At 54.1% G+C, this 26,151-nt stretch carries 18 protein-coding genes and 1 pseudogene; 14 read left to right on the forward strand and 5 right to left on the reverse strand.

What is annotated here, in order from left to right; all coding sequences use genetic code 11:
* Positions 1–4 precede the first annotated feature (4 nt).
* The 4 genes and pseudogenes from PI739_RS17730 to PI739_RS17745 all read right to left on the reverse strand — a co-directional run bounded on the left by PI739_RS17730 (position 5) and on the right by PI739_RS17745 (position 6,873).
* A pseudogene (locus PI739_RS17730) lies at positions 5–3,385 on the reverse strand (toxin VasX).
* Positions 3,375–4,256 carry a DUF4123 domain-containing protein gene (locus PI739_RS17735; protein WP_054081531.1) on the reverse strand — a complete coding sequence of 294 codons (882 nt, stop codon included), beginning with the start codon at positions 4,254–4,256 and terminating at the stop codon, positions 3,375–3,377. The pseudogene PI739_RS17730 and the gene PI739_RS17735 overlap by 11 nt, the downstream one beginning before the upstream one ends.
* A complete protein-coding gene (tssI, locus tag PI739_RS17740) occupies positions 4,253–6,286 on the reverse strand; it encodes a type VI secretion system Vgr family protein (protein WP_003369085.1) in 2,034 nt (677 codons plus the stop codon). The genes PI739_RS17735 and tssI overlap by 4 nt, the downstream gene beginning before the upstream one ends.
* 68 nt (positions 6,287–6,354) lie before the next feature.
* Positions 6,355–6,873: an Hcp family type VI secretion system effector gene (locus PI739_RS17745; RefSeq protein ID WP_003434281.1), complete on the reverse strand. Its 519-nt coding sequence runs from the start codon at positions 6,871–6,873 to the stop codon at positions 6,355–6,357.
* A 600-nt stretch (positions 6,874–7,473) separates the two neighbouring features.
* On the opposite strand from PI739_RS17745, the gene tssA reads away from it, so the two are divergent.
* The 14 genes from tssA (at position 7,474) to PI739_RS17815 (ending at position 25,470) form a co-directional block, all read left to right on the forward strand.
* The gene (gene tssA, locus PI739_RS17750) at positions 7,474–9,024 is read left to right on the forward strand and encodes a type VI secretion system protein TssA (RefSeq protein ID WP_054081538.1); all 1,551 of its coding nucleotides are present in this window, start codon (positions 7,474–7,476) and stop codon (positions 9,022–9,024) included.
* A 31-nt stretch (positions 9,025–9,055) separates the two neighbouring features.
* The gene (gene tssB / locus PI739_RS17755; RefSeq protein ID WP_003434277.1) at positions 9,056–9,556 is read left to right on the forward strand and encodes a type VI secretion system contractile sheath small subunit; all 501 of its coding nucleotides are present in this window, start codon (positions 9,056–9,058) and stop codon (positions 9,554–9,556) included.
* Between the two features lie 28 nt (positions 9,557–9,584).
* Positions 9,585–11,060: a type VI secretion system contractile sheath large subunit gene (gene tssC, locus PI739_RS17760; protein WP_003434275.1), complete on the forward strand. Its 1,476-nt coding sequence runs from the start codon at positions 9,585–9,587 to the stop codon at positions 11,058–11,060.
* Between the two features lie 11 nt (positions 11,061–11,071).
* The gene (gene tssE, locus PI739_RS17765; RefSeq protein WP_080377370.1) at positions 11,072–11,482 is read left to right on the forward strand and encodes a type VI secretion system baseplate subunit TssE; all 411 of its coding nucleotides are present in this window, start codon (positions 11,072–11,074) and stop codon (positions 11,480–11,482) included.
* Positions 11,483–11,580: 98 nt separating this feature from the next.
* The gene (gene tssF, locus PI739_RS17770; protein ID WP_054081536.1) at positions 11,581–13,368 is read left to right on the forward strand and encodes a type VI secretion system baseplate subunit TssF; all 1,788 of its coding nucleotides are present in this window, start codon (positions 11,581–11,583) and stop codon (positions 13,366–13,368) included.
* Positions 13,332–14,339 carry a type VI secretion system baseplate subunit TssG gene (tssG, locus tag PI739_RS17775; protein ID WP_054081530.1) on the forward strand — a complete coding sequence of 336 codons (1,008 nt, stop codon included), beginning with the start codon at positions 13,332–13,334 and terminating at the stop codon, positions 14,337–14,339. The genes tssF and tssG overlap by 37 nt, the downstream gene beginning before the upstream one ends.
* Positions 14,340–14,348: 9 nt before the next feature.
* Positions 14,349–16,940 (forward strand): type VI secretion system ATPase TssH, encoded by a 2,592-nt coding sequence (gene tssH / locus PI739_RS17780; RefSeq protein WP_054081529.1) that lies wholly within the window; start codon positions 14,349–14,351, stop codon positions 16,938–16,940.
* Entirely contained in the window at positions 16,927–18,471 is a 1,545-nt protein-coding gene (locus PI739_RS17785; protein ID WP_080377369.1) for a sigma-54 interaction domain-containing protein, read from the forward strand. Before tssH ends, PI739_RS17785 begins: the two co-directional genes overlap by 14 nt.
* Positions 18,472–18,518: 47 nt before the next feature.
* On the forward strand, positions 18,519–18,746 hold the full coding sequence (locus PI739_RS17790) for a hypothetical protein (RefSeq protein WP_054081527.1): 228 nt from the start codon (positions 18,519–18,521) through the stop codon (positions 18,744–18,746).
* The gene (gene tssJ, locus PI739_RS17795) at positions 18,743–19,252 is read left to right on the forward strand and encodes a type VI secretion system lipoprotein TssJ (RefSeq protein WP_054081526.1); all 510 of its coding nucleotides are present in this window, start codon (positions 18,743–18,745) and stop codon (positions 19,250–19,252) included. Before PI739_RS17790 ends, tssJ begins: the two co-directional genes overlap by 4 nt.
* A complete protein-coding gene (tssK, locus tag PI739_RS17800; protein WP_054081525.1) occupies positions 19,249–20,580 on the forward strand; it encodes a type VI secretion system baseplate subunit TssK in 1,332 nt (443 codons plus the stop codon). Before tssJ ends, tssK begins: the two co-directional genes overlap by 4 nt.
* Before the next feature lie 14 nt (positions 20,581–20,594).
* The gene (gene icmH, locus PI739_RS17805; RefSeq protein WP_054081524.1) at positions 20,595–21,449 is read left to right on the forward strand and encodes a type IVB secretion system protein IcmH/DotU; all 855 of its coding nucleotides are present in this window, start codon (positions 20,595–20,597) and stop codon (positions 21,447–21,449) included.
* 13 nt (positions 21,450–21,462) lie between these two features.
* Positions 21,463–24,966, forward strand: a complete 3,504-nt coding sequence (gene tssM, locus PI739_RS17810) for a type VI secretion system membrane subunit TssM (RefSeq protein ID WP_054081523.1) — start codon at positions 21,463–21,465, stop codon at positions 24,964–24,966.
* 45 nt (positions 24,967–25,011) lie between these two features.
* Positions 25,012–25,470 (forward strand): GNAT family N-acetyltransferase, encoded by a 459-nt coding sequence (locus PI739_RS17815; protein ID WP_054081522.1) that lies wholly within the window; start codon positions 25,012–25,014, stop codon positions 25,468–25,470.
* A gap of 172 nt (positions 25,471–25,642) precedes the next feature.
* Here the strand turns inward: PI739_RS17815 and PI739_RS17820 are convergent, their stop codons facing one another.
* The gene (locus PI739_RS17820; RefSeq protein WP_054081521.1) at positions 25,643–26,101 is read right to left on the reverse strand and encodes a metallophosphoesterase family protein; all 459 of its coding nucleotides are present in this window, start codon (positions 26,099–26,101) and stop codon (positions 25,643–25,645) included.
* Positions 26,102–26,151 lie beyond the last annotated feature (50 nt).

The following is a 26,151-nucleotide window of genomic DNA, read 5'->3' on the forward strand; positions in this document are numbered from 1 at the left end:
TTTTTCATTCCGCAATTTCAAGGGTCAGTGAGCCCAGTCGACTTGCCGCTTTTACTTCCAGATCTGTGGTGCTAAGCCCATCCATTTTAGTCTCGCCCTCGCTGTTTAGTTTGACTTGAAATAGGTAGCCGATATCCTCAGGGCCCGGATTTATCAGTTCATCGGAGTACCATATTTGCAGCTCCAGATACGTTGCTCCTTCCTCAAGGGGTACCCAGGTTTCCCAGACCACGTCTTCACCGGCAGGAGGCATAAGCGGAAATGTAAAGTCCTCGTGTGCGTTGCCTAAGGGTTTATTAGCAAGCGTTTTAAACTGATCAACACTCTTGAACTGTCCTCTGTCCAGAAATGGCTCGTGTATGGGGGATTTTATTTCTTCTACTGGAAGCACGCCCCATGGACGTTTGCTGCTGATTACGTTGAAATGCACTGACTGCCCGCGCAGAGCACCAGGGAAAAGAATCTGCACGCCAGCGCCGTCTTGCGCTGGAGCGCTGTATGGGCTGTCTCGGCCGAAATAATGATCTTTGTCGCGCGTGGTGCTCTTTACATAAATTTGAGGGCTAAGCTGTATCGTGAATAGAGCGCGTTTTTCTTCAAATTGGCCTTCTGCGTTCGTCGGGTATTTATAGGCTATCGAATTTGACCAGGAACATTTTCGCAACCACCACCCTATACTGTCTTGCTTAAAATAATTCAAGGCCATTGTGGATAACAGATATACCGTGCCGGTCAGCATCAGCACAACACTAAACCATGAGCCCATTGCGAATGCAGTGAGAGAACTCGATGGGTAAAAACCGCTAATAAGTTGAGCCGCGCTGCCTAACCCCATCACGCCTACTGACGCGATTTTTATCTGAGTCGCTATTTGCTCTTCGTTTGTTTTGAGCTTGGTGAGATCATCCTGTATATCAAAAATTTCTAACGTAGCCGCCGCTACTCCAAACGCCCCTATCGCCACCATCGAAACCCGGAACCCACTTATCGCCTCACCCCACGCAACATTACCCCTTGCTTTCCAGTACCCTGCCGACCTGTCAAGAATCCCGACATTCCTGCCATCAATCAGCACCGGCGTGGCCTCCTTGATCACGCGCCACGGCGCTTCAACAAACACCGCCATCAACAAGTTAAAGCTATACCCCAACCCATACGTCACCTTGCCGATGTCCTTGGCACTGAAGTCTCCATCCCGAGTAAGGTCGCGATAAGTGAAGGCGGTGTTGATGAAGTTGAGCATGATCACGCTTCAGGTGATCGAGCCGGCAATCCCTCCCAGTCCATCGAGCCAGCGCCTGGCGGTGCTCAGCCAGTTTTTGGCGATGGCTTTGCCGGACTGGAAGTGCAGGCGAATCTCATCCTGCAACTGCCTGGCGTACTGGTTGTTCTGAAAGTCGAGCAGGGCGGGCATGCTCAGTTCGTGCAGGCGAAGCTTTTGCTCAAGCGCGCGCAGTTGGCTGGCGATGCTTTTGCGGGGGTTGTAAGCGGTGGGGTAGAGCCAACTGCGACGGGTATCGCTGATCTGTTTGTTGAGCACCTGCCACTCACTGATCCAGTTTTTCAGCTTCGCGAGCATCTTGTGATCGATCGCGATACGCGCCTTCGAATCGAGCAGGATCTGGCCTATCAACAGCGTGCGTATCAGTGCAACGATGTTCTGCTGCTTGCCCACCGCCAGGCGGCTGTCGATGGGTACCCAGGCCAGCAGGATACTTTCGAACGTTGCCTTGCCTGCGCTGCTGGCCAGTTGGCCGAGAGCTTTGAAGGTGTCCTGAACGGGTTGTTTCAGCGCCTTCATCCACGGCTTGTCGGCAAAGCCCTGATGATTGAGCGTGCCGTTGAGTTCGCCGATTCGGGTGGCCAGGTTGGTCACGTCGCCAAGGCCGTTCAGCAGCGCGTTGGCCTCCTGATGCAGCGCGTGTTTGAGCGCCGGCGAGAAGCCGTAGCGCAAGGTGCCAAACAGGCTGCTGTCGTTGGCCTCCTGCTCGGCGAGCCAGGCGCTGGCGGCGTTGTCCTGAGCGTAGATGATCTGCAGGTTAAGCATGAGCGTTTGCAGATAAAGCAGGCTTTCAGGGTGTGTGGTGTCGACAAACAGCTTGAGCGGTTCCGTGCCCAGATGGGTCGACCATTGCCGAAAGTCGCTTTGCGTGTCACGCACCTGTTGCAGCAGTGTGTCGCCGGTTGGCAGGTGCTGCTGAAGGTATTGGCGCGCACCGCTCAGATCGACCTCGCGCCGCCATTTGTGGCGATCTTTCCAGGCTTGCAGGGCCTCGTCGGAGGGCGCGCTGCCGTAACGCATTTCAATCGATTTGCGCATTTCCAAGCTCTTGAACATGTCCGGCATCAGCAGAAAATCGCCGGGAACGTTACTGCTGCTGATCTGCGCTTCCTCAAGGATGCACTGCTCGAAGTAAGCTTCGAGCTCGCCCAGGTACTGATGGGTGAGCGCCGCATTGTCGCGCACCGATGTCGGCAATTTCTCCGGTTCACTTTCAGCGCCGCACAGTGCGGTGACCGTCTGGGCGATCTGGATCTTGTGTTCGTGCTCGGCTTGCCAGTTGCGATAAGCGGCCTGATCGGCGGCCAGTTGCATGCCCAGATCGTTGAAAGTGGCCAGCGGGTCATCAAGGGCGATGAGCAGTGAGCTGTGCTGGTCTTCAACGCTGCCCTGCCAGAAAACGTCAGCGCCGATTGGCGAAAACAACGGCTGGGTTTCTTCGCTGGAGGCCTTGGATGTAGGAATCGCCGAGTCTGCAAAGCGGCCATCGTCAACCACATGCTCCTTATCGATGTCCGCCACCGCCTCGGCGATACGGTTCAATGGCAAGGTATCCGGCTCGGCCATGGTCATGCAGTAGCGTTTCAGATCCAGCGCTTTCATCCATGAAGCGCGGCTTGCCGGATTCGAGCGCAGGTGTTCGCAAATTCGCCAAGTCCACTGCTGCGCTGAAAAGGCGATGCGCAGCCGGTTGTTTCGCGGATAGAGCAGGAAGGGTTTGCCATCGTCGGCACCGCTTCGCCGGTCACTGCCAAGCTGCGCATCGGTCCAGACAATACGGCTCAGGTTGCCAGTGGCGGCTGACACCACGTACTCATGCAACGTTTCGGCAGTTTCGTCGTAGACATACACGTAGCCGTCATACAGCTGGCGGAGGGTATAGCTGCGTGTTTTCAGCTTCGGCATCACCGCCCAGCGGCTGCCCTTGAGTAGCGGTTTCAGCTTCTGGGGAGCGGTATCGTAGCGGGAGCGATCCAGCGCATAGCGCACGGGCACGATGGCGACGTCAGGTCCGCGGAAGGGACACAGGCTGGTGGCCGTGGCGGGAGTTTTGGCGAACGTTGCAGCACGTCGTTGAGTATGGGTGCCGGATTTATCGGTCATGCGTTGCATCCCTGTCTATACGAACTTTCTGACGGTATTCATCGAGTACGGTTACGCGGAGCTCCGGGGGCAAGCGCTGTTGCTCGGTGTATTGAGCACACCAGGATTGGTAGTGGCCCTGTGGCGAGCTCGTAAAGCCAAGACCCCAGTCGTGGCAGATGTCGGCCCATGTCGCCAGTGCGTACTCGCTGACCAGCCCCCATTCAATTGCGCTGTCCACAGCACGCTTCAGCCAGATTTCGATCTGATCGTCGCTCTGGTTCAGAAAGGCCAGCGAATCCTGCTTTTTGACCCATTCATAAAGGCGCTCCTCGAAGAGCCATCGATAGCAGCTTTCGAAGGCTTGCAACTGACGTTCGCTCACCAGAGAAAAAGGCGCCCGAGAGACTTTTTGCGCACGTTCGTTAACAAATGTCGTGATCGCTGGATCGAGGTTTTGTTGCCAGCTGCGCAGGGGTGACTGAACCCAGAGTTGATCGATGGGGCCTAGCGTCGAGTTCAAATGTTCAGGGTCATAGCTCGATAGCCAGTAGTGCATCACCAGCGGATCTGCGAAGCGCAGCAGGCTTGAATGACCGAGATAATCAAAGGGATTCAGGAAACGCTGCAAATGTTCAGAGACGATTTTCAAGGGCGCATTGCTGAAAAAAATGCAGGCGTCGATACGCTGTTCAGGATGTCGATGCCACTGCGCAATGAGTTCGGAGGGATGAGCCGTGCGCACAAGTACCGGGCCTAAATCCATGATCTCCGCCCACCGTGTGCCGAGATAAAGCGGAGCGATCTCGATAGGCTCGTCGCACTGGTATAGCTGCTTTACGGCGTCAGGTCTCAGCAATCCGTCAATCAACAGATAATTGGCTTGATTCATTTTTTCGTTTCTTCGGTTGCTTGCGAGCATTGGCTACAAAGTGGGCTGCGTATCATTGCCTGTCGCTGTGCGGAGATCAGCATGTCACCTGATTCGCCAGCTTCTGGTCGCTCTGCATTACCTGGAAGTAGAGGGGTGGCTCCAGAGCCGTTTCCGGGGCTGCCCCCCGAATTGAGCTTTATCTGAGGCCCGGTCGCGGTCACACCACTGGCATCGATCTTGATAAAGGAGCCGCCTGCATTGAGCGTGATTTCCAGCCCCGCTTCGATGATCAGTTTGTTACCGGCTTTGAGATGGATTTCCTGTCCGGCGTGGGCCAGTAATCCATCACCCACTCTGATGTGCCGGGTTCCGCCCACCGTGACGTGATCGCTCGCTTTTACCTCGGTCAGCCGGTCGCCATCCACAGTCTGATGTTCCTCGGCCTTGAGCTCGCTGTAGCTGTTGCCTTCGATCCGCTCATGCCGATGATGACCGACCCGGATTTTCTGCTCATGCTCAATGTTCTGCTCCCAGTCGCGCTGGGCATGAATGTAGATCTGCTCCTGGCCTGCACGGTCTTCAATACGCAGTTCGTTGGAACCATTGCCTCCGGGGCTGCTCAGGGTCTTGAATACACTGCGCGTCTGATGTGCTGGCAGGTCGTAGGGCGGGACGTGCTCTGCGTGGTACAGGCAGCCGCTGACCAATGGACGGTCAGGGTCGCCGTCAAGGAACGTCACCAGTACTTCCATACCGATCCGCGGGATAACCATGCTGCCGTAGTGATGACCGGCCCAACCGGACGAAACCCGTATCCAGCAGCTGCTGTGATCATTGGCCTGGCCCTCGCGATCCCAATGAAACTGCACTTTGACCCGACCGTGCCGGTCGCAGTGTATTTCCTGATCTTTCGGGCCGGTGACCACAGCGGTCTGGCTGCCGAATATTCTTGGCTTGGGATGATGCCGGGGAGGGCGATACGAGGCTTGCCACGGTGTAGCGAGAAAGGTATTGCGATATCCCTGATGAAAGTCCCCCTTGTTCTGTAATGCATGGGCAGACTCCTCAAGCCCCTGCGGCTGGCGGCCCTCATGACGGACTTCGGTCAACAGCCAGAGGTCGTTCCATTCCTCGTTGGGGTGCTCGCGCAAAGGTAGAAAATGGCCGCTGACCAAGGTGGGTTGATCACTTTGGCCATCGCCCAGTCGGTAATCCTGGCGATGGCGCTCAAGTGCGCGGCTCGCCAGATGCGCTCCTCGATCCCGATGAGTGAAGCCGCCCGGGTATTCGTAGTGCTCCAGCTCCGGCCGGGCGTCGTCATATGCCGTGCCTTCCATTTTCAGAAGTGGTTTTTCAAAGTGATAATCGCGATGAGTAACGCTGTTTGTGCGTATTTCCAGGCGCAACCTGAAGCGCTTGATGACCGACTTAACCGGTACCAGGCCGCTGTCCGGCTTATAGATAACCGGGTTTAGTTTCGGAAATACGGTCTGGTCATCACCAAATACCAGTTGATGTGCTGTGTGGCTGTGTTTGAAGTGATAGTGCAGGCCTTCCTCTTCACAAAGCCGCTGGATGAAGTGCAGGTCGGACTCGCCATACTGCACACAGTATTCGCGCTCCGGGTAAGTCGTACCGAGCTGGAAGCTGTAGGCATCGCCCATCAGGTGATGTTCTTTCAATACCTGCTCAATAATCTCCTTTACTGTTCGATTCTGAAAAATACGCTGATTGGTACGATGCCTGAGCCTTGCCAGATTCGGTCGCAAGGTGACTGAGTAGTGCGTAAGACGCCTGCCGGAATCGCCTTGGGAAACCTGATCGATCACTCCATGAATGCCGTTGCCCCTTGATGTGTACTGCAGAAATGCGGGGCAATTCAGCAGGCTTTCGAGATTCAGCGATGCGCGCTCGCTGACCAGCTCAAGCTTGAAACAGAAGGGCTGATTGATAGCTTCATGGCCGGTAAATGAAAGGATTTGAAAATCATGCTCAGGGCCGTCGATGATCAGGCTGAAATAAGGTCGATCAGTGGGGTTAAGCGTCATATGGACCACCGTGCCTAGCCGGTTTATGAAAACCCCGACGATCCTGTCGAACCGCCGGGGCCGCGTAGTTATGCCGACTTAGGACTTCTCCAGTCATCAGACCCGGTAGTAGTGGCCTTTACGTGGTCCCAGGTTATTTTGCGATAGCTGAATTGAACGTCCTCCAGGTGTCCAAAGTGCGAGTTCTTCGGATCCTGGCAGTTGTGCATGTAGGACCTGATGTTGACGATGACCGCATCCTCTAGGGTGGTGGTGTAATAGTGTTCCTGCTTGCCATCGATAGACGTCCGGTACCACTTGATTTCGACTTTGCTTAGTGTTGAGCCTGAGCAAAGAGCCTCCAGAAGCAATGGCGAGGTCTTGTCGAAAATTTTCGTGACACACGCAGGACCATGAATGCGTTGGCCAGTAGGCTGCCCTGACTGAGGATCACAGGGTGTAATAATGTTATGGCTGAATGCCTGGATTATTGCTTCATCTTCATGGCCTTCCTGATAGACGTTGCCGACAGAGTCTGTTGTGAAAGCTCCTGCTGTCAGTATTTTCTGATTGGCGTCTATGACAGTCATATAGGCGGGTGTAGGCATTAACGTCCTTCCTTACAGTCGGTGGCGCCTCACAAGCAAATCGGCTTGGAGGTCGAAGCATCGCTATAACAAGTTACGTGCCAGGTATCTCTTAAGTCAGTATTGTCAGCTGGTTTGGCCGTTTGAACGGATATGAGGGTGCTGCTCGTTGTGAGTTTTTTCGAGTAATTTGTGCAAGTTTTTGCGCGCTATTTTCATTTTTTTGCGCAGCTTTCCAGGACTCTATCCAAAAATATCCATATTTTATATTTGGCCTTGTTGTATGGGAGGTCATGGATTTTTTCAGTGCTGTTGGCAAGATGGCTGGCCGTTTAGTGGCCTCTCGTGGTTAAGTTTTAAGCAAAATACATCTGTGGGTTCTGATGGGCACGCAACAGCGTATTTGGTCAATAGATAGTTAGGTTGTTAAATATTTTGGTACATAAATTATATGCTTTCCTACATATTTTCTTCGTTTGTTTGTAAGAATTTTCCGAAAGTTTAATATTTTCCAAGTGTCGCCTTGCTTGCTGGTTTTCATGGCGATAAGGTCTGTCTGGCTTTATGAGTGGTTGGAAAAATCGTCAACAATGAAATGCGCGCCGTGTGGGAATATGGGCAGTGGCCAATAAAGACAAACTCTCTATTCGATATCTGGATCTGGGCCGGCATCCTGTCGCAATGGGTGATTATGCAGGCGAAGACATCCGTTTTTCTACGGCGTTTGAAGCCTTGGAGCGTGAGTTGGGCGGTGCACAGGCCATTTTCGGGGAAGTGAATGTAGACTGGCTGCGGATCAGAGAGGGCTGCGAACATATTCTTTCAAACCAGTCTAAAGACTTGCGCGTCGCCAGCTGGCTGGCGTGGGCTCTATATGAATGCGAGTCTGTTAGCGGATTATCTGCGGGGCTGGGATTGATTCATTATTTGTGCAAAGAGCATTGGCTGCTATTTCATCCCCAAAAATTACGAACACGTTCAGCGGCCATGCAATGGCTCTTGCTAAAACTCGACAATGCGCTGGGAGAAGATATTTCCATTACTCACCAGCTTCTTGAATTCCAGCAACTGCTCAGACAGCTTGATGGCCTGGATGAGATATTTAATCTGTATCTGGGAAGTGATGCTCCGTTGCTGCTGCCGTTGAGAAGACGGCTCGCCTGTATGATTCAGCGCGCTGAGCAAGTTGAGAAAGAGCCTGTCAAGGTGGTGGAGCGTGTCAAGCAGGCTGCGGTCCAGTTATTTTCAAGTGACTCTTACATCGACAACGAGAAAGACGCCCAGCGGACGTTAAGTGTGCAAGAGCACTCGGTACGCAGCCTTTGTAGATGGTGGCTTAAGCAAAAAACTACAGACCCGCGAGCGTTCCGCCTGGGTCGCTCGCAGACCTGGTATGCAGTGGACAGTCTTCCTGAAAGAAACAGTGAAAAAATAACCCCGTTAAGGAGGTTGCCCGTTGACAAATTGAGCAATTACCAAGAGCGATTCGAACAGGGTCTTTACGCAGACCTTATTGTAGATGTTGAGGCAAGTCTTGCAGGGTCGCCTTTTTGGTTTGATGGTCAGCGAATGGTCTGGAACTGTCTGAAAGCCCTGGGGGGCGAAGCGGCAATGCGCGAAGTAGAAGCTCAGTTTGCTCTGCTTTTAAAGCGCATTCCAGACCTTATTGAACTTCGCTTTCACGACGGTGTGCCGTTTGCAGACACGGAGACATTACAGTGGATCGCCGCTTATATCCTGCCTACCGAGGTCCATGTCGGAAATGCATCTGGCAGCGAAAGTCAGCATGACACTTCAGAACGAAATTCGCTGTACCACGACGCACTGCCGGTTTTGCAGACAAAAGGGCTTAAAGCCGCTGTGCAATTAGTGAATGATCACTTGAACGGTATGGAAGGCGGGCGAGAGCGATTTTTCTGCAAGCTGTACATCGCACGTCTCTGTATCGATGCAAAAAAATACGAGTTGGCGAAGGTTCAACTTGAGTATCTTGATCAGGAGCTTCAATCGGCAAGCCTCCCGGCATGGGAACCCACGATATTCCTCGAGGTGTCTCGGTTGTTATATAGCTGTTATGAGCGAATGGCGCTGAACGACAAGGCCGCGGCGCGCAAAGAAGTGATTTACCAGAGGTTATGTCATCACGACCTTGAAAGATTTATTGATGGCTAACGTACAGTTTAATAAATTGAGGGGAAATGGAATGGCCAGAGAAGGCTCTGTAGCGCCCAAAGAGCGGATCAACGTGACGTTCAAGCCTGCTGTTGGTGGTGCGCAGGAAGAAATAGAACTGCCACTTAAGTTGCTGGTTCTTGGCGATTTCATACAGCGCGCGGACGAGCGAAAGCTTGAGGACCGTAAATCAATCAGTATCGACAAGAACAATTTCGATGATGTGTTGGCGAAGCAGGAGCTTGAGCTGGTACTGAATGTACCTGACCGCTTGCAGGCTGACAGCGGGGCTGACGAGCTGACTGTCAGCATCAAGGTCTCTTCAATGAAAGACTTCAACCCTGCCAGTCTCGTCGAACAGATTCCTGAGCTTAAAAAGTTGATGGAGCTGCGCAACGCCCTCATGGCGCTCAAGGGGCCGTTGGGGAACATGCCTTCTTTTCGTAAGGCCATCGAGCAGGTCATTACGGATGAAACATCGCGTAAGACCGTGCTGGATGAGCTTGGCCTGGATGTCGCCGCGCAACAGTAACATCGGACCCATTGTCAGGAATTAAGATATGAACACAAAAGCCATACCGCAGCGCGATGCAAGTGAACTTCACCTTGGAATTCTCGACCAGATTATTGCGCATACCCGATTAGAGCCTTGTGACGACGCCTATGGTATTGCCAAACGAGGGGTGGCTGCATTTATTGAAGAACTGCTGAAACCGCGTAATAACAACGAGCCGGTCAAGAAAGCGCTGGTTGATCGAATGATTACCGAGATTGACGTCAAGCTGAGTCGCCAGATGGACGAGATCATCCATCATGCAGAGTTTCAGGCGTTGGAAGCATCATGGCGCGGGCTACAGTTACTGATTGATAGAACCGATTTTCGCGAAAATATAAAAATCGAGTTGTTAAGTATTTCCAAGCAAGATCTTCTGGACGATTTTGAAGACTCACCTGAAGTGGTGCAGTCGGGACTCTACAAACATGTGTATACCGCTGAATATGGTCAGTTCGGCGGTAATCCCGTGGGCGCGATCATTGCCAATTATTTCTTCTCGCCAAGCGCTCCCGATGTGAAGACCATGCAGTACGTTTCAAGCGTTGCCTGCATGGCGCATGCACCTTTTATTGCGGCTGCAGGCCCGAATTTCTTCGGGCTTGAGCAGTTCACCGGTCTGCCCGATCTAAAGGATCTGAAAGATCACTTCGAAGGGCCGCAGTTCGCCAAATGGCAAAGCTTTCGGCAGCGGGAAGACGCCCGTTATTTCGCACTGACAGTACCGCGTTTTCTTTTACGCAGCCCCTACGAGCCTAAGGAAAATCCGGTGAAGACGTTTGCCTATGAGGAAAACGTCTCGAACGACCACGAGCACTATCTGTGGGGCAATACGGCCTATGCATTTGCTACCAAGCTGACAGACAGCTTCGCCAGATTTCGGTGGTGCCCCAACATCATTGGTCCTTTGAGCGGCGGTGCTGTTGATGACCTGCCTTTGCACCACTTCCACAGCATGGGTGAAATCGAGACCAAGATTCCGACTGAGGTACTGGTGTCTGACCGCCGTGAATACGAGCTGGCGGAAGAGGGCTTTATCGCATTGACCATGCGCAAGGGCAGTGACAATGCGGCGTTCTTTTCTGCCAGCTCAGTACAGAAGCCCAAGTTTTTTGGCAACAATCCAGAGGGGAAAATAGCCGAGCTTAATTACAAGCTAGGCACTCAACTGCCCTACATGATGATCGTCAATCGCCTCGCGCACTACCTCAAGGTGCTGCAGAGAGAGCAGATAGGTTCCTGGAAAGAACGAGCGGACCTGGAGAGTCAGCTTAACAAATGGATACGTCAGTACGTTGCCGATCAGGAGAATCCGAGTTCAGAGGTGCGTGGCAGACGACCGCTGCGCGCGGCACAGGTCATTGTCAGTGATGTTGAAGGTGATCCCGGCTGGTACCGGGTCAGTCTAAATGTTCGTCCTCATTTTAAATACATGGGTGCTGACTTTACGCTGTCGCTGGTCGGCAAAATGGATAAAGAGTAGATCATCGATTGATGATGAATCCAAAAGGTAGCCTCTTTCAACGCCTGGCAGGTGACACCTTGAAACAACAGTCTTTTGACAGGGAAGAGCAGTTAATGATGTTGATATCGGCTCATCTGACCAAGATGCTGGGTACGCGAGCCGGTAGCGTAAAGATGTTGCCTGATTATGGTTTGCCTGACTTGAACAATAGAGGTCTCAGCCTTGACGATACGCTGAGGTACTCTCGCATGATCATCGAAAAGATGATTCGTACATATGAACCACGATTATTCGATGTTCACGTAACGGTGGAAAAACACGAGAGTTGTCTGCTGAGGCGAACATTCTCGATCGGTGCGGCTCTGGACATTGCTGGTGTAAAGAAGTCTGTTCGATTTTCTGCACTGCTCGGTGGCGACGGTAAAATAAGCATTGTTTGAGTAAGTTTTTCCCCTCGCGAAGCGGTGCGCCGATTATCTATCGGTTTTACACCCAGATTTTTCATTATCGATTTACGACCGGCCAGGTAGAAAGAACGGTGTCATTTAACCACTATTATCAAGAAGAATTGACGGCTCTTCGAGAGTCTGGACGTCGGTTTTCCGAGCGTAATCCGGCGTTGGCTCCTTTTTTAGGGCAGGCGGGCCAGGACCCGGACGTAGAACGTTTACTTGAGGGAGTTGCTTTCCTGACGGGCCGTTTGCGTCAAAAACTGGATGAAGACTTACCTGAGCTGACCCACTCCCTCATGCAGTTGTTATGGCCCAATTACCTTCGACCTCTGCCCTCGGTGAGCATGCTTCAGTTTGACGCTCTGGACGGCTCCGGCCCGGGTTTCGTGGTGGAGCGAGCAACACCTGTAGAAAGCGAACCAGTGAATGACCAGGTGTGCCATTTCCGTACCTGCTTTGCCACTCAGGTATTGCCGTTGAAACTGACTCACCTCTATTGTTCGTCAAGCGGGGGCGGGACAACGCTGAAGCTGTGTCTGGCGATGAATGGAGACAGCCATTTAGGCGAGGTAAAGTTCAGTCAGTTGCGTTTGCATCTGGCGGGTGAGCGTCGCATCAGCCAAGCCATTTACTTCGCGATGATGCAGAAGCTCAAGGGCATCACATTATTGCCTCTTGATGCGACGGGCGACCCGTTACTGACCTCCTCAGGCAAAGCGATCGAACTGATCATTCCTGTGGAACACGTGAAACCTGTAGGCTTCGCTGAAGAGGAGTCGTTGATTCCCTACCCACTAAATACCTTTCGGGGCTATCGCTACCTGCAAGAGTATTTCTTTTTTCCTGAGAAGTTTCTTTTTGTCGATGTTCTCGGTTTAGATGTCATTCACTCATTGACTGACGATTTGCTGAAGCGCGCGTGCGGGCTACAGCTTGTTTTTGATGTGCAAGGGAAGGACATGCAACCCCTTCGCCCTACCCTCGAAAACATCAAGCTTTACTGCACGCCGGTCGTGAACCTGTTCAAACAGGATGCCTTGCCCATTCTTGCGGATGCCCGGCAGGACGAATATCTGCTCATTCCTGCGCATTACGCACACGGCGGTTGTGGTGTGTACTCGGTCGATAAGGTTGTTGGCTGGCAGCCTGGAGGGCTGGGCTATCAGAATTACGTACCCTTTGAATCGTTTGAACACGACGCTGCGGTCGATGTGGATAGTAACTCGCCTTACTACAGCGTGAGGCATCGTACTTCCATACAGCACAAAGGGCTCGATACATTTTTAAGCTTCGGTCTTCGAGCTGGGCGAACTGACGAGACAATGTCCATTGAGATGACATGCACTAACGGTGACCTCCCGTCGCAAATCAAGGCAGGAGGCCTCTGTAAACCATGTGAAGGCACCCCTGACTTTTTGCGCTTCAGAAATATATCGCCTGCCACAAAAACATTTGCGCCACCCATGGACGGGGATTTTTTCTGGCGTGTGATCAGCAACATGTCGCTCAACTACTTGTCGCTCGAAAATATCGAAGCACTGAAAGTGATTCTCGAAACGTACGATTTGCCTCGGTATTACGATTCGCAGGCAGAGAAAGTCAGCAAGCATCTCTTGGGCGGGTTGAAGTCCATTCGTCACCAACATATCGACTGCCTGCATGACGGGCTGCCTGTAAGGGGAGTCAGGACGGAGTTGACCGTCGAACCTGACGGCTTTGCAGGAGAGGGCAGTTTGTTCTTGTTCGCCTCCGTCCTAAACGAATTCTTTGCGCTCTATGCGAGCCTGAATTCCTTTCACGAACTGCATGTAAAGAGCACACAAGGTGGAGGATACGAATGGGCACCGCGCATGGGCATGCAACCGCTGCTTTAGCCAATCTGAGTCAGGACATACGGCGGTACTCTGTTTATCAGGCGATACCGCTGATTCTCAATACTTTACTTGAAATTCATCCAGGTACGGATGAGCGCCGCGTTCATGATTTTCTCGAGTTGCGGGCAAATCCGGGTCTTGGATTTCCTGGCAGTGATATTGAATGCATGGAGCTTTTTTACGAGCAGGGTCAGTTGCACGTACGACTTGATCTAAATGTGATGAGCCTGGTCGGCTCCGGCTCACCGTTACCCGCTTTTTATGCTGAACAAGCCTTGGGTGAGCGGGATAAGCCTAATGTGACTCGCGATTTTCTGGATATCTTTAATCGTCGATTGCAGATGTTAATGCTCCCCGTATGGCGCAAGTATCGCTATCACGCCATGTTTACCCGTGGCGCGACAGATTCGTTTTCCGAACAGCTGTTCGCACTGATCGGCCTGCACGGGCAGCGCATTCGCGAAACTCCCGAATTGAACTGGAAACGGCTATTGCCCTACCTAGGACTTTTGAGCCTGCGCGCTCATTCGGCCGCCTTGATCGAGTCTGTGCTTCGTTATTACTTCAAGCACGCACAGTTGTTTATCGAGCAGTGTGTTGAGCGAACCGTCGAGATCAGCTGCTCTCAGCTTAATTGCCTTGGAAAAACCAACCACCGATTGGGGCGCACTGCGGTGCTGGGTAGCCGGGTGCCTGACCGGAGTGGCAAGTTCCGCGTCCATGTGAAACAGCTCGACTGGGAACGTTTCCACGAATTTTTACCCGTCGGTTCTGGCTACCGTCCGTTGGGCGCCCTTGTGCGATTCACGTTGCGCGACCCGCTGGACTACGACGTCTGTCTTGAGCTGTGCCATGAAGACATCAGAGAACTGCGCATTGGCCAGTCGAACACCTGTCACCTGGGCTGGACCACCTGGCTCGGGCGCGAGCGTGCGCAGGGTCTGGTCACGCTCAACAGACCGATACATTAAGGACGACTCATGATCGATGTAGATTTGCAGCAACTCGTCAATGCCCTCGATGCGCCTACACGCGGAGAACTGGAGGCAAGCGCCGAACGCTGCGTTTCGAGAGGCAGTAGTAAAATCCTGGTCGAAGACCTGTTGCTTGCCCTGCTGGAACGACCTGAGGGAATGCTATCCCGTGCGCTCGTAGACGCTGAGGTTGGGGCCGACGAACTTGGAGGCTTTCTTCATCCGCCAATCGAACACAGTGCTACCCGGAGCCCGGCATTTTCTGCCGAACTTGTTCAATGGCTTCAGGACGCGCTGTTGATTGCCAATCTGGATCTGGGCCAAAGCCTGATTGATCAGGCTGCGTTGATTCTTGCCTTGTTGCGTAACCCTTTGCGCTATGCCGAACGACCATACCAGCCATTATTGGCGAAGATCAACATTGAGCGCTTTCGTGATTACGCCCTTGCCGAACAAGTGCCGGACGTAACAAAACCGTCAGTGAGGCAATGTGACTCGCTGCTCGAACGCTTCACTCATAATCTGACGCAGCAGGCCAGGGATGGGTTGCTTGATCCCGTGCTGTGCCGTGATGACTGTCTGCGTCAGATGATCGATATCCTGTCTCGTCGACGCAAGAACAACCCCATAGTGGTGGGCGAGGCGGGTGTCGGCAAGACTGCGGTTGTCGAAGGGCTGGCGCTTAAGATCGTTCACGGTGAAGTCCCCGATCTATTGGAAAACGTTGAATTACTGTCTCTGGATATGGGGCTGCTCCAGGCGGGTGCCAGTATCAAGGGCGAGTTTGAGCGTCGCTTGAAGGGCGTGATTGACGAGGTCAAATCCTCGTCCAGGCCAGTTATTCTTTTCATCGATGAAGCCCACACACTCATCGGCGACGGTGCGCAGGCGGGTGGTTCGGACGCGGCCAATCTGTTGAAGCCGGCGTTGGCACGCGGAGAATTGCGGACCATTGCAGCGACGACGTGGGCCGAGTACAGACAATATTTTGAAAAGGATCCGGCGCTCGCACGTCGCTTTCAACCGGTCCGGGTGCCGGAGCCGACAGTCGAGCAGGCCATCACCATTCTGCGCGGGCTTGCTCCGCTATATGAACGTACTCACGGTGTGCATCTGCGCGATGATGCCGTAGTTGCGGCCGCCAGGCTTTCGGCGCGCTATCTCACCGGGCGCCAGCTGCCGGACAAGGCAATCGATCTGCTTGATACAGCTTGCGCTCGCGCACGAATCGGTCTGATCGCCGTACCTGAGCGTCTAGAACATCTACGAAGCGAGATGGCACGTCAGCAGAGGCATTTCGAGGCAATACGGCGTGATGCCAATGCCGGGATGTCGGTTGATGACAAGGCAGTGGATACGCTGACTTCCAATCTGTCATTGATGCGGAGCGAGGCTGCAGCACTGGAGTTCAGATGGACTGATCAACGGGCAGCCGTCGAGCGTCTGCTGGAACTGCGCAAGCAACTGGCTGAACGAACAGCACTGTCGGCTGATGCGGGTGAGAGTGAGTCCATACGTTCGCTTGAGTCCGAGTTGACCCAGGTTCGACGGACCCTGATCGATATTCAGATGAGCGACCGTCTCGTGAGCTTTGAGGTATGCCCCAGGCTGATAGCTGAAGTAGTGGGTGGCTGGACCGGTATTCCCGTATCGCGCCTTGCTCAGGAGCACAGCCCGGCAATCAACAGCTTTTCCTCAGAACTGCGCATGCGCATCCGTGGTCAGGAGCAGGCGATGCTGACCATTGAAAAGGCTGTCCGTGCATCGGCTGCGGGGTTGAATGCACCCGGCGCCCCGACAGGTGTATTTCTTCTGGTTGGACCCAGCGGAGTGGGCAAGACGGAAACAGCCATTGCTCTGGCTGATCTGTTGTATGGCGGCGAACGTTTTCTCACGACTATCAACATGTCCGAATTTCAGGAGAAGCATACCGTTTCCCGATTGATCGGTGCCCCTCCGGGCTACATCGGTTATGGCGAAGGGGGTATGTTGACCGATGCCGTTCGATGTAAACCCTATTCGATCATTCTCCTTGATGAGGTGGAGAAGGCTGATCCGGATGTACTTAATCTGTTCTATCAGATTTTCGATAAAGGCACGGCCAACGATGGAGAGGGCCGGGAAATCGATTTCCGTAACACACTCATTCTGATGACCTCCAACCTGGGTGCCGATCTGATCCACGCAAGTTGCCACGAAGGCAGACGACCTGATGTCACAGAGCTGAAAACCCGGCTGAAACCGATACTGAGCGCGCATTTCAAACCGGCATTGCTGGCCAGAATGCGGGTTGTGCCTTATTACCCGATCATGGGGGCTGCGCTGCGTGAACTGGTCGAACTAAAGCTGATTCGTCTTGGCGAGAGACTTGAATCCCGTGGTCTGACCTTCAGTTATTCGCATGATCTGGTTTGTCATCTGCTTGAACAGTGTACGCAAGACGGCAGCGGCGCCCGGCTGATCGATCAGTTACTGGAGTCCAGTCTGACCCCCTTGATAGCAGACCGTTTACTCGACGCCATGAGCCGTGGTGACAGGGTCGTCAGGGTTCACGCAACACTCGACAGCTCAGGTGGTGTTGTCTGTGAGTTCGAATAAGGTGGCCTCGTCCTTTCATTTGCTACACGACCCATCAGGCTATGCCCAAACATTGGTTTCGCAGTACTCGGCTCTCTCCCGGTCAGCCGATAGCCAGTCGCTGCAGCATGATTTTGCACTCTCTGCTGCGGAGCTCAGCGACTGTCAGGCAAGCCAGTTGTTTCTACTCGATGCGCGTCACAAACACCTCTGCCTTGTTACTGAAGTCGTTGACAGTGTCATTCAGCCTGATCAGAAAACGACTTCATTTAAAGACTACCGGGACGAGCCTTTACTGCAGTTCTCTCTGCTTCAGAACCGGGTTGTCAGCGTGCCGGAAATCAGCAGCAGTCTTCACGGGACCAGCTTCCTACCGGTAGGGGCGCAAGAGTGGACGTCACTGCTGTGCGTCCCGCTGCACAATCATGAGCGGATAGCCGTCGGGGTCTTGATATGTGCGAGCAGGCGCTCCGAAGAATTGGAATGCTACGCAGAATCGCTAGGCGCGCTGGGAACGTTCGTGATTTCCCGATTATCCGTTCTGCAGTCATCACCCAGGTCTGTGTGCGCGAAGCTTAATCCGCGCAGGTGCATCTCACCGGAAGGGCGTTTTGGACTCATAGGGCGTAGCGCAGCCCTGGAAAGAACCACCCATCTTCTGAGCAAGATTCTCGACAGCACCTGCACAGTGTTGCTGACGGGTGAGACCGGGACAGGCAAGGAGATAGTGTCTCGTGCCATTCACGAGCACGGACCTCGTCGCTCCAAGGCGCTCGTTGTACAGAATTGCGCTGCCTTTCCAGAAGCTCTTTTGGAAAGCGAACTCTTTGGTTATCGCAAAGGCGCGTTTACCGGCGCTGACCGTGATCGGCGTGGCCTGTTTGACGAAGCTGATGGCGGCACGCTGGTACTAGACGAAATTGGCGATATGCCGCTGCAATTACAAGCAAAGCTTTTGCGGGTGTTGCAGGAGGGCGAGATTCGCCCGCTGGGCGGCAATGAAGTTCGCAACGTGGATGTGCGAATCATCGCTGCTACTCATCGTCATCTACCGACACTGGTCGCCGAAGGGCGCTTTCGAGAAGACCTCTATTACCGTTTGGCGCAGTTCCCCATCGAACTTCCTCCGCTACGTCATCGCGTGGAAGACATCGAAATACTGGCCCGGCATTTCTCCGACAAGGCTTGCCAGAACTCACAGCGAAAGCCTGTGCAGTGGTCGGAAACCGCATTGAGTGCGTTATCGGGATATGCCTTTCCTGGAAACGTTCGAGAGCTGAAGGGGTTCGTCGAGCGAGCAGTGTTGTTATGCGAAGACGGGGAGTTGCGACCGGAACACTTTCCCATGGCCGCCGATTCGACAAGCCATCCGGTTGGTTTTTCACTGCGTGAACGCATCGAGCAGTTCGAGCGTGGCGTTCTGCTTGAGAGTCTGCGCGACAGCGGCGGTAACCGGAGCCTTGCAGCGCGTACGTTAGGGGTGTCGCGGCGCACGCTGCTTTATCGGCTGGCACATCTGAAGATCGGCGCTGCTCATGGACGGCGTACCTAGCCATTCAATAATCACATTTAGTTAATTTCCTGTCTGGAGACGTTCCAATGAACTTTCATTGTTGGCGCATTGTGCCTATCACATTCGTTGCGCTGATTTGCCTCGGGGGGTGCAAAGGTCATTTCAAGTTCAGTGATGATCAATACCGCGCGTTGGGCAGTCCAGAACCCACCGGCCGCCTGGGTGTATTACGGCAGGATTCGATTCCTCAAAAACAGATGTCAACGCCGCATGCCTTTTCGATTGCTGCCCTGCGTCAGGATTTTCAGGAATGATCTCCGTGAGCGCTTGCGTTGCCCGAGGCTTCCAGAAGGTACTGATAGTACTCCTGGTTTTGATCTCAGGTTGCTCCGCACTATCGCCGTACTCAACGCAAACACGTCTGGATATCAGACTGAGTGCCGATGACCGACTGAATCCCGATGTGAACGGCAGACCGTCTCCGGTTGTTTTCAAGTTGCTTGAACTTCGACGTCCCGTCACGTTTGAGAGTATGGATTTTCTCTCGCTTTATAAACGTACCGGGCAGGCGTTGGGAAATGATCTGGTGGCCAGCGAAGAGTTTGAGCTTCGTCCCGGCGACAGTATTGAGTTGAAGCTGAAGCTGGATGACAGCAGTCGTTATATCGCTGTGCTCGCGGCTTATCGGCACTTGTCCGAAGCCCGCTGGCGTCAGGTGATTCAGATCGCCCCTAACCAGCAGAACAGTGCCGTTTTCATGTTGAGTGATTCCGGTATTCAACTGGAAGACAGCCCAACTGACACAGGAAGTCCGTTATGAATCAGCACAAGGTTATCTGGCAGGAAGGCATGCTGCTTCGCCCGCAGCACTTTCAGCATCATGATCGTTACTACGACCACCAGTTGCGGCTTCGTACTCAGTTGGCAGGCGCTTACAACTGGGGCTTTACAGCCTTGGAAATCGATCCGCAATTTCTGGGGGCGGGGCAAATCGTCATTGCCCAGGCCTCGGGCATTCTGCCGGATGGCAGTGTCTTTGATATACGGGGCCATGAAACTCCTTTGGCGCTGGACATTCCTCCCACTACTTCAAACGTCTCGGTGTATCTGGCACTGCCGATCGTGGCGGGCAACTGCATTGAGTCTCGCAGTCACGAACAGCCGGATGTGGTAGCACGGTTTACAAGCTATTCAGCGAGCATCCGCGATTCGAACGCGGGTGAAGACCGTTTCACGCCTGTGTTGTGCGCGCGTCCAGAGTTCCGATTGTTAATGGGCGAGCCCCAGGGAGAGCATACCTACAGCATGCTCAAGGTCTGCCAAGTTCTGATCTGCAGTCCTGACAAGTCGCTTTCGCTGGACCTCGAATTTTCACCTGCCTTCATCAGCGCCAGTGGCTCCCGCTATGTGATGTCGTGCCTGAGGGAAGTGGCGGGTCTGCTGAATCACCGTGGGGACGTGATTGCCGAGCGTATCGGTGTTTGCGGTCAGACCCGTGGCGCAGAGACGAGCGATTTGATGATGTTGCAACTGGTCAATCGAAATGCATTGGTTTTTCAACACTATCTCAATATTCGAAGCGTCCATCCTGAGGAGCTATACCGTGCACTGCTATCGCTGTTGGGTGAGTTATCGACATTTGGCGATGAGAGCAGACGTCCTGGACTGGAAGGTACTTATCAGCACAGTGACCAGGGCGGCACATTCAGAGGCGTAATGTCTGCGATTCGACAGATGCTGTCGATGGTTCTCGAGCAGCAGGCCCAGGAGCTCGAGTTACAGCCCCGGCAATATGGTGTTCTGGTTTCGCCTCGGGTGGATCGTGAGCTACTGGGGGACGCGTCATTCATCATTGCTGCCCGCGCAGATTGCGATGCCGAAGAACTGCGTCTGCGACTGCCTTCGCATCTTAAAGTCGGCTCGGTAGAACGTATTCGCGAGCTGGTGAGCCTGCATTTGCCAGGTTTACGCATAAGACCACTGCCTGTGGCGCCTCGGCAAATACCTTTTCATGCTGCCAAGAGCTATTTCATTCTCGATGTCGATGACCGGGAACAGACCGGGATCGATCAGTCAGGAGGATTCGCTTTCCATGTATCAGGTGAGTTTCCCGGGCTTGAACTGCAGTTCTGGGCGATCAGAAATTGAACAGGGTGGCGGATATGCAAAGCGGCCTCGAAGATCATTCTGCCTTAGAACGGGACAATACCGGGTCAGGGAATGGCTATTTCACCGACACCCACAATTCGGATCTTTTCGAAGGTCTGCAGGAGCAGTTGCTATACAGCACTCGGCGAGTATCTGAAAGACAGGTCGGTAGCCACGTCAATCCACTGGTTTCTGCAGCAGGTGAATTGCTGGCTCAGGTGGCCAAGCTGGGTACAGCAAAAGACGTTGGGGATATCCATCTTCTGAACGTACAGCTTTCCGACCAGGTGAAACTGTTCGAAGCCAGGGCACGGCGGAACGCGATAGCAGACGAGCACCTGCTGGCTGCGCGCTATGTGCTGTGTACGGTAGTGGATGAGGCTGTGCTGAACACGGTTTGGGGTAGCCAGAGTGACTGGTCGAAGATCAGTCTGCTCAGCCGTTTTCATAGGGAAACCTTCGGCGGCGAAAAATTCTTTCAACTGCTTGAAAAACTCTCCGCAAACGCTTTCAGGCATCTCTCGATGCTCGAGTTGATGTACCTGTGCCTCGCACTCGGCTTTGAGGGGAAATACCGCTCTCATCGTCGCAACGGCAACGAGCTGGAAGATATCCGGCATAACCTCTATCTGCAGATAAAACATGTAAGAGGCGATGTTTCGCGAACGCTTTCACCTCACTGGCAGGGCGCACGCTCCGGCGCTGCTGACCGGCTGCGCATTATGCCTGCGTGGCTGATTGTGTTGTTCACCGCTATAAGCCTGACCGCGCTGTATTGCGGATTTGCCTGGGTCCTCGGCGAGCAGCGTGAGGCGGTACTCAAGCCTTATCAGTCAGCGGATGCGGTAGTCATCGAGCGGCGGTCTTGAAATGAGAGATGCAGTGAAAACCTTGTTTAAAAAACTCATGACGCTATTGGGCAGCACCTGGTTCTGGTCGCTGCTGTTGATACTGACGCTGGCCGCCTGTATCTGGATGTTCGGTCCCCTGCTGGCGATGGCCGATAACAGGTTCTGGGAGAGTCCTGTTGTGCGTCTGGCAACTATCAGCGTGTTATTGCTGATCTGGGGCCTCGGAGTTGTATTTTCCAACTGGCGCAGCGGCTGGCAAAAAAGGCATGCGCAGGACAGCCACGAAGGTCAAGAGCTTCTGCGTAAGGCTGTTGCTGTGGAGAAAGAGCGCCTGGAGCTTGTGGGCCGGTTCAAGCATGCCTTGCGCGTGCTCAAGGATTCGGACCTGTATGGGGTATTAGGCGCTCGGGGCCGAAATGAGCTGCCGTGGTATGCGGTGATCGGCCCGCCGGGTAGTGGCAAGACCAGTCTGCTGGATTTTTCCGGGCTCGATTTTCCCTTGGACAGGCGCGGGCGCAGGCTGACGCACGATATGCGCAGCACCAGCAGTTGTGGCTGGTATTTCACTGAGCAGGCAGTTCTGCTGGACACTTCCGGGCGCTATCTCCAACAGCCCCTGCCCGAGGTCGACGGCAGCGCATGGAGCACGTTATTGGAGTTGTTGCGAAACCGCCACCGCGCGCATCCACTCAGCGGGGTGCTGGTGACACTGCCGGTCGACACTTTGTTTGACGAGCAAGACAAGCGCCTGGAAAAAATCGCCGAAGACGTGCGTGCCCGCCTGGACGACGTATTTCATCAGTTGCATGTCGATGTGCCGGTTTATCTGGTACTCACCAAGGCTGACTCGATAGCGGGCTTCGACGCCTTTTTCGATCAACTCTCCCGGGAAGAAAGTGAACAGGTCCTGGGCACTACGTTTCGGCAGGGCGAGCAAGGCAGTAATATCGATGTTCTCGGTAAGGCGTTCGATGCCTTGCTGCAGCGCCTTGGCAGTCAGGTTATTACCCGCATTCATCAGGAGCGGGACAGCCGACGCCGAGGAGAGATGCTTGAGTTTCCCAACCAGCTTCGAGGCATCGCATATCGACTGAGCGTCTTTGTCGAGCTGGCATTTTCCGGGAATCGCTATCAGCGGGCCAGCCAGTTTCGTGGATTTTATCTGACCCGAGCGCCGCAAGTTGTTCAGAACGATCAGCCATCCGATGGGGAAAGCGATACCGGCTCACCGACCTGCTATAGCGGAAAGGCGCGATTTATTCATGATCTGTTAAGACATGTGATTTTCCCTGAGGCTGATCTTGCGGTTCTCGATAAAACAGCACGCCGAAAGATTCAGTGGCGCCAGCGGGGTATGTGTTGCGCGGCGCTGTTGTGCCTGTCTGTGTTCGGCGTGCTGTGGGCGACCGGTTTCAATGCCAATCACGACAGGCTGGAAAGGCTGCGGGTTCTGGGCGAGCAGTGGGCGCAACAACGATCATCGCTAGGCGCCGAGGACGATCTGCTGACGGTCCTTGATAGCTTGAACACGCTTTATCTGGCAGCCCGAGTATTTCCGGATGGCGATGAGGTCGTTTTGTATGAACGCAGTGGCCTTTATCAGGGCAAACCTGCCAACGACGTTCTGATGCACACCTATCATGCCGAATTGCAGAGGCAGTTGCTGCCACGCGTGGCCCACATGATCGAGGCGCGCATAATGGCTAGCCTGGGGGATCGCGAGCAGTTGCTGGACAGCTTGCGTGCTTACCTGATGCTGGTCAAGGACGAGCACCGGGAACCCTCTGCACTGAAAACGTTGGTAGCGACCGACTGGTCAGTCCGTTATGTTGGTCATGAGCAGGCTCAGAACGAACTGGCTCAGCATTTCGAGCGTTTGCTTGCACAAACCTTCGCCTATCCGGTAAACGACGCGCTGGTGGCACAGGCCCGACAGGTACTTCGCAACGAGTCCTTTGCCAGCATTGTTTATCGAGTGCTGCGTGAAAGGGCACGCACACTCCAGGACTACAGTCTGGCTCACCATGTCGGCCCTCAGGCAGGTTTGTTGGCGGGTACTGAGTACCGAATCCCCGGACTCTACACCCGCCACGGTTATGAGCAATATTTCGTCACTCGTGGCACGGGTCTGGTGACCGAACTCATGCATGACAATTGGGTTCTGGGTGAGGGTGCGCAGCTCAATGCACAACAGCTGCGGGTGCTGATGGTCGAACTGGAAAAGCTGTATTTCCGGGATTATGCCGATTATTGGGCCGAGGCAATCGGACGGGTTTCGCTGCAACCCTTCGAGGGGCCAGGTGCGGCTGCGGTGCAGATGGCCGGGCTGACGGCAGCCCATTCGCCGTTGTTGCAATTACTGATCGAAGTACGTGAAAACACGCTTTTTCCGGTCCTTGCAGACAGTCTCGACGCGATGAAGGCTGAAGCTGATCAAGCGGTATCGCGACCATCGCCACTCACTCAGGTGGCTGCGATTGGCGATAAGATTCAGCAGACGGTGACCGTCAGTCTGCCCGGGACGGCAAAGAAATCGTTGCAGCGCCGCTTTGATCCCTTACACCGTTTACTGGACGGCGATAATGGTCCGACTCCCGAACTGATTGCCGCATTGAGCGCGATCAATGAATTGCAGATGCAAATGGCTGCTTTGGGACGCTCCGGTCAGCCCGATCTTGCTGCCTACGAGATGGCAAAGGGACGAATGTCCGGACAGCGGGATGCACTGAGCAACCTGCGCAACGCGGCGACCGGCCTGGCGCAGCCTCTGGGCGGGTTGTTCCATACGCTCGCGGAGGATACCTGGAGCTTCGTGCTGTATCAGTCTCATCAATACCTCAATCAGCGCTACAAGGCCGAGCTTTACAGTTTCTACGAGCAGTCTCTCGACAAGCGCTATCCGTTTTATGCACACAGCAGCAGTGATGTGGCGCTTAATGATTTTCGCGAATTTTTCGGCTCGCAGGGGATAGCTGATCGCTTCTTTGATAATTACCTGAAGCCCTTCGTCAATGGCGATCCGGGGAGATACAAACTGCGCAGCATTGACGGCTACAGCCTGCCCATGAGCCGTGCCTATCTGGATCAGATGGCGGGTGTGCATCGAATCCGCAAAAGTTTCTTCGCCCATCGCACCCAAGAACCGCAGGTGCAGTTTACCCTCGAACCCTATACGCTCGATCCAGGTGTTCGCCGCGCAGAGTTCCGGCTAGGCGAGCAGTCACTGGAGTATCGACATGGTCCCATCGTGCCGACCTTGTTCAAATGGCCTGCTGATGCTGAAGAAGGGCGTACGAGTCTGGTGATGGAAGGGATGGTTGGAAGGCCACTGGGGATTGAGAAGAGCAACGGTCCTTGGTCGCTGTTCCGCCTTCTGGATCTGATGCAGACCGAGCCTTTGAAAGGGCGCGATGTTCTGCTGCTCAAGGCCGACGTGGGCGGGATGCGCGCCAACTATCTGTTGTCGAGCCAGCGGGCACCCAATCCGTTTGATATGAGTGCGCTGCGCGATTTTCGTATGCCTGCGCAGCTGTGATGCCATTGAATGGACTTGAACGCTGATTAATTGAAAGGACCTCGCATGCTCAATCTGGATTGGCTCAGCAACCACATGCACCACAGCGACACGATGGCGCTGTGGCTCCATCGGCAGTTCGATTACGAGTTTGCATCGCAATCACTCGCTGACTGGCAACTGGACTTTTCTCAAGGACAGGCAAATGGTAATTGGAAGTGCCTGATTGCCATGGAGGATGGTGAGTTGCTGGGCGGTGCATCGCTGGCCAGCGACGATCTGGCCGAGCGTCCGGATCTTGGGCCTTGGCTGGCGTGTGTTCTGGTAAAACCGGAAGCGCGAGGCAGGGGCGTTGCAGGACAGTTGATCGACGGTATTTGCAGTCATGCAAGGTCTGTCGGTATCACCACATTGTATCTGCATACCCATGATCAGCACAGGTTCTACGGCAAGCGCGGTTGGCGGGTGTTGGGGCGTATTGAGGCGTGGGGCAAGGAGCACTATCTGATGTCGCGGGATCTCTAGAGATCCTGTGTTGTATCGGTGTTTGGAGCGCTTATCGGCACGGGAATGAGTCTTGCGTTCAGGGTGACGCGGAGCGTCACGAACTGCATTCCCACGCGGAGCGTGGGGACGATGATCATTGCTCGAAACTCCGGTTTCTTGCTGAAGAAATACTCAGCGTTAGCCCTGTTTGTCAGTCAACCAACTGCACCAGACTCGGCTCAATCGCATCCGGACTCACCTCAATCACCGCCAGCGTCACCGGCAGTTTGAAACGCCGCCGTCCGGCGCTGCCCGGGTTCAGATACAGCGTGTCGCCGCGCCAGTCGATGAGGGGTTTGTGTGAATGGCCGGTAACGATCAGTTTCACGCTGTCATCCAATAACGCTGGAACATCGGCGATGTCGTGGACCAGCAGGACCTGCCAGCCGTCGATGTCGAAGCGCAGGTGATCGGCGATGGGTTTTGCCCAGTCTGCATCCATGTCGTTGTTGCCGCGCACGATGTGCAGTGGGGCGATGGCGGTCAGTTGCTCGACGATGTCCTGGCTGCCGATGTCACCGGCATGGATGATCTGTGCGCAGCCCTGTAGCGCAGCGATGGCTTCAGGACGGAGCAGTCCGTGGGTGTCGGAAATCACACCAACTTTCATACGGGGCCTCGGGTCGGGGACAGGGTAGAAGCGCAGTGTAACGCGTTGCG

This window comes from Pseudomonas cerasi (assembly GCF_027983475.1).
Classification (GTDB): domain Bacteria; phylum Pseudomonadota; class Gammaproteobacteria; order Pseudomonadales; family Pseudomonadaceae; genus Aquipseudomonas; species Aquipseudomonas cerasi.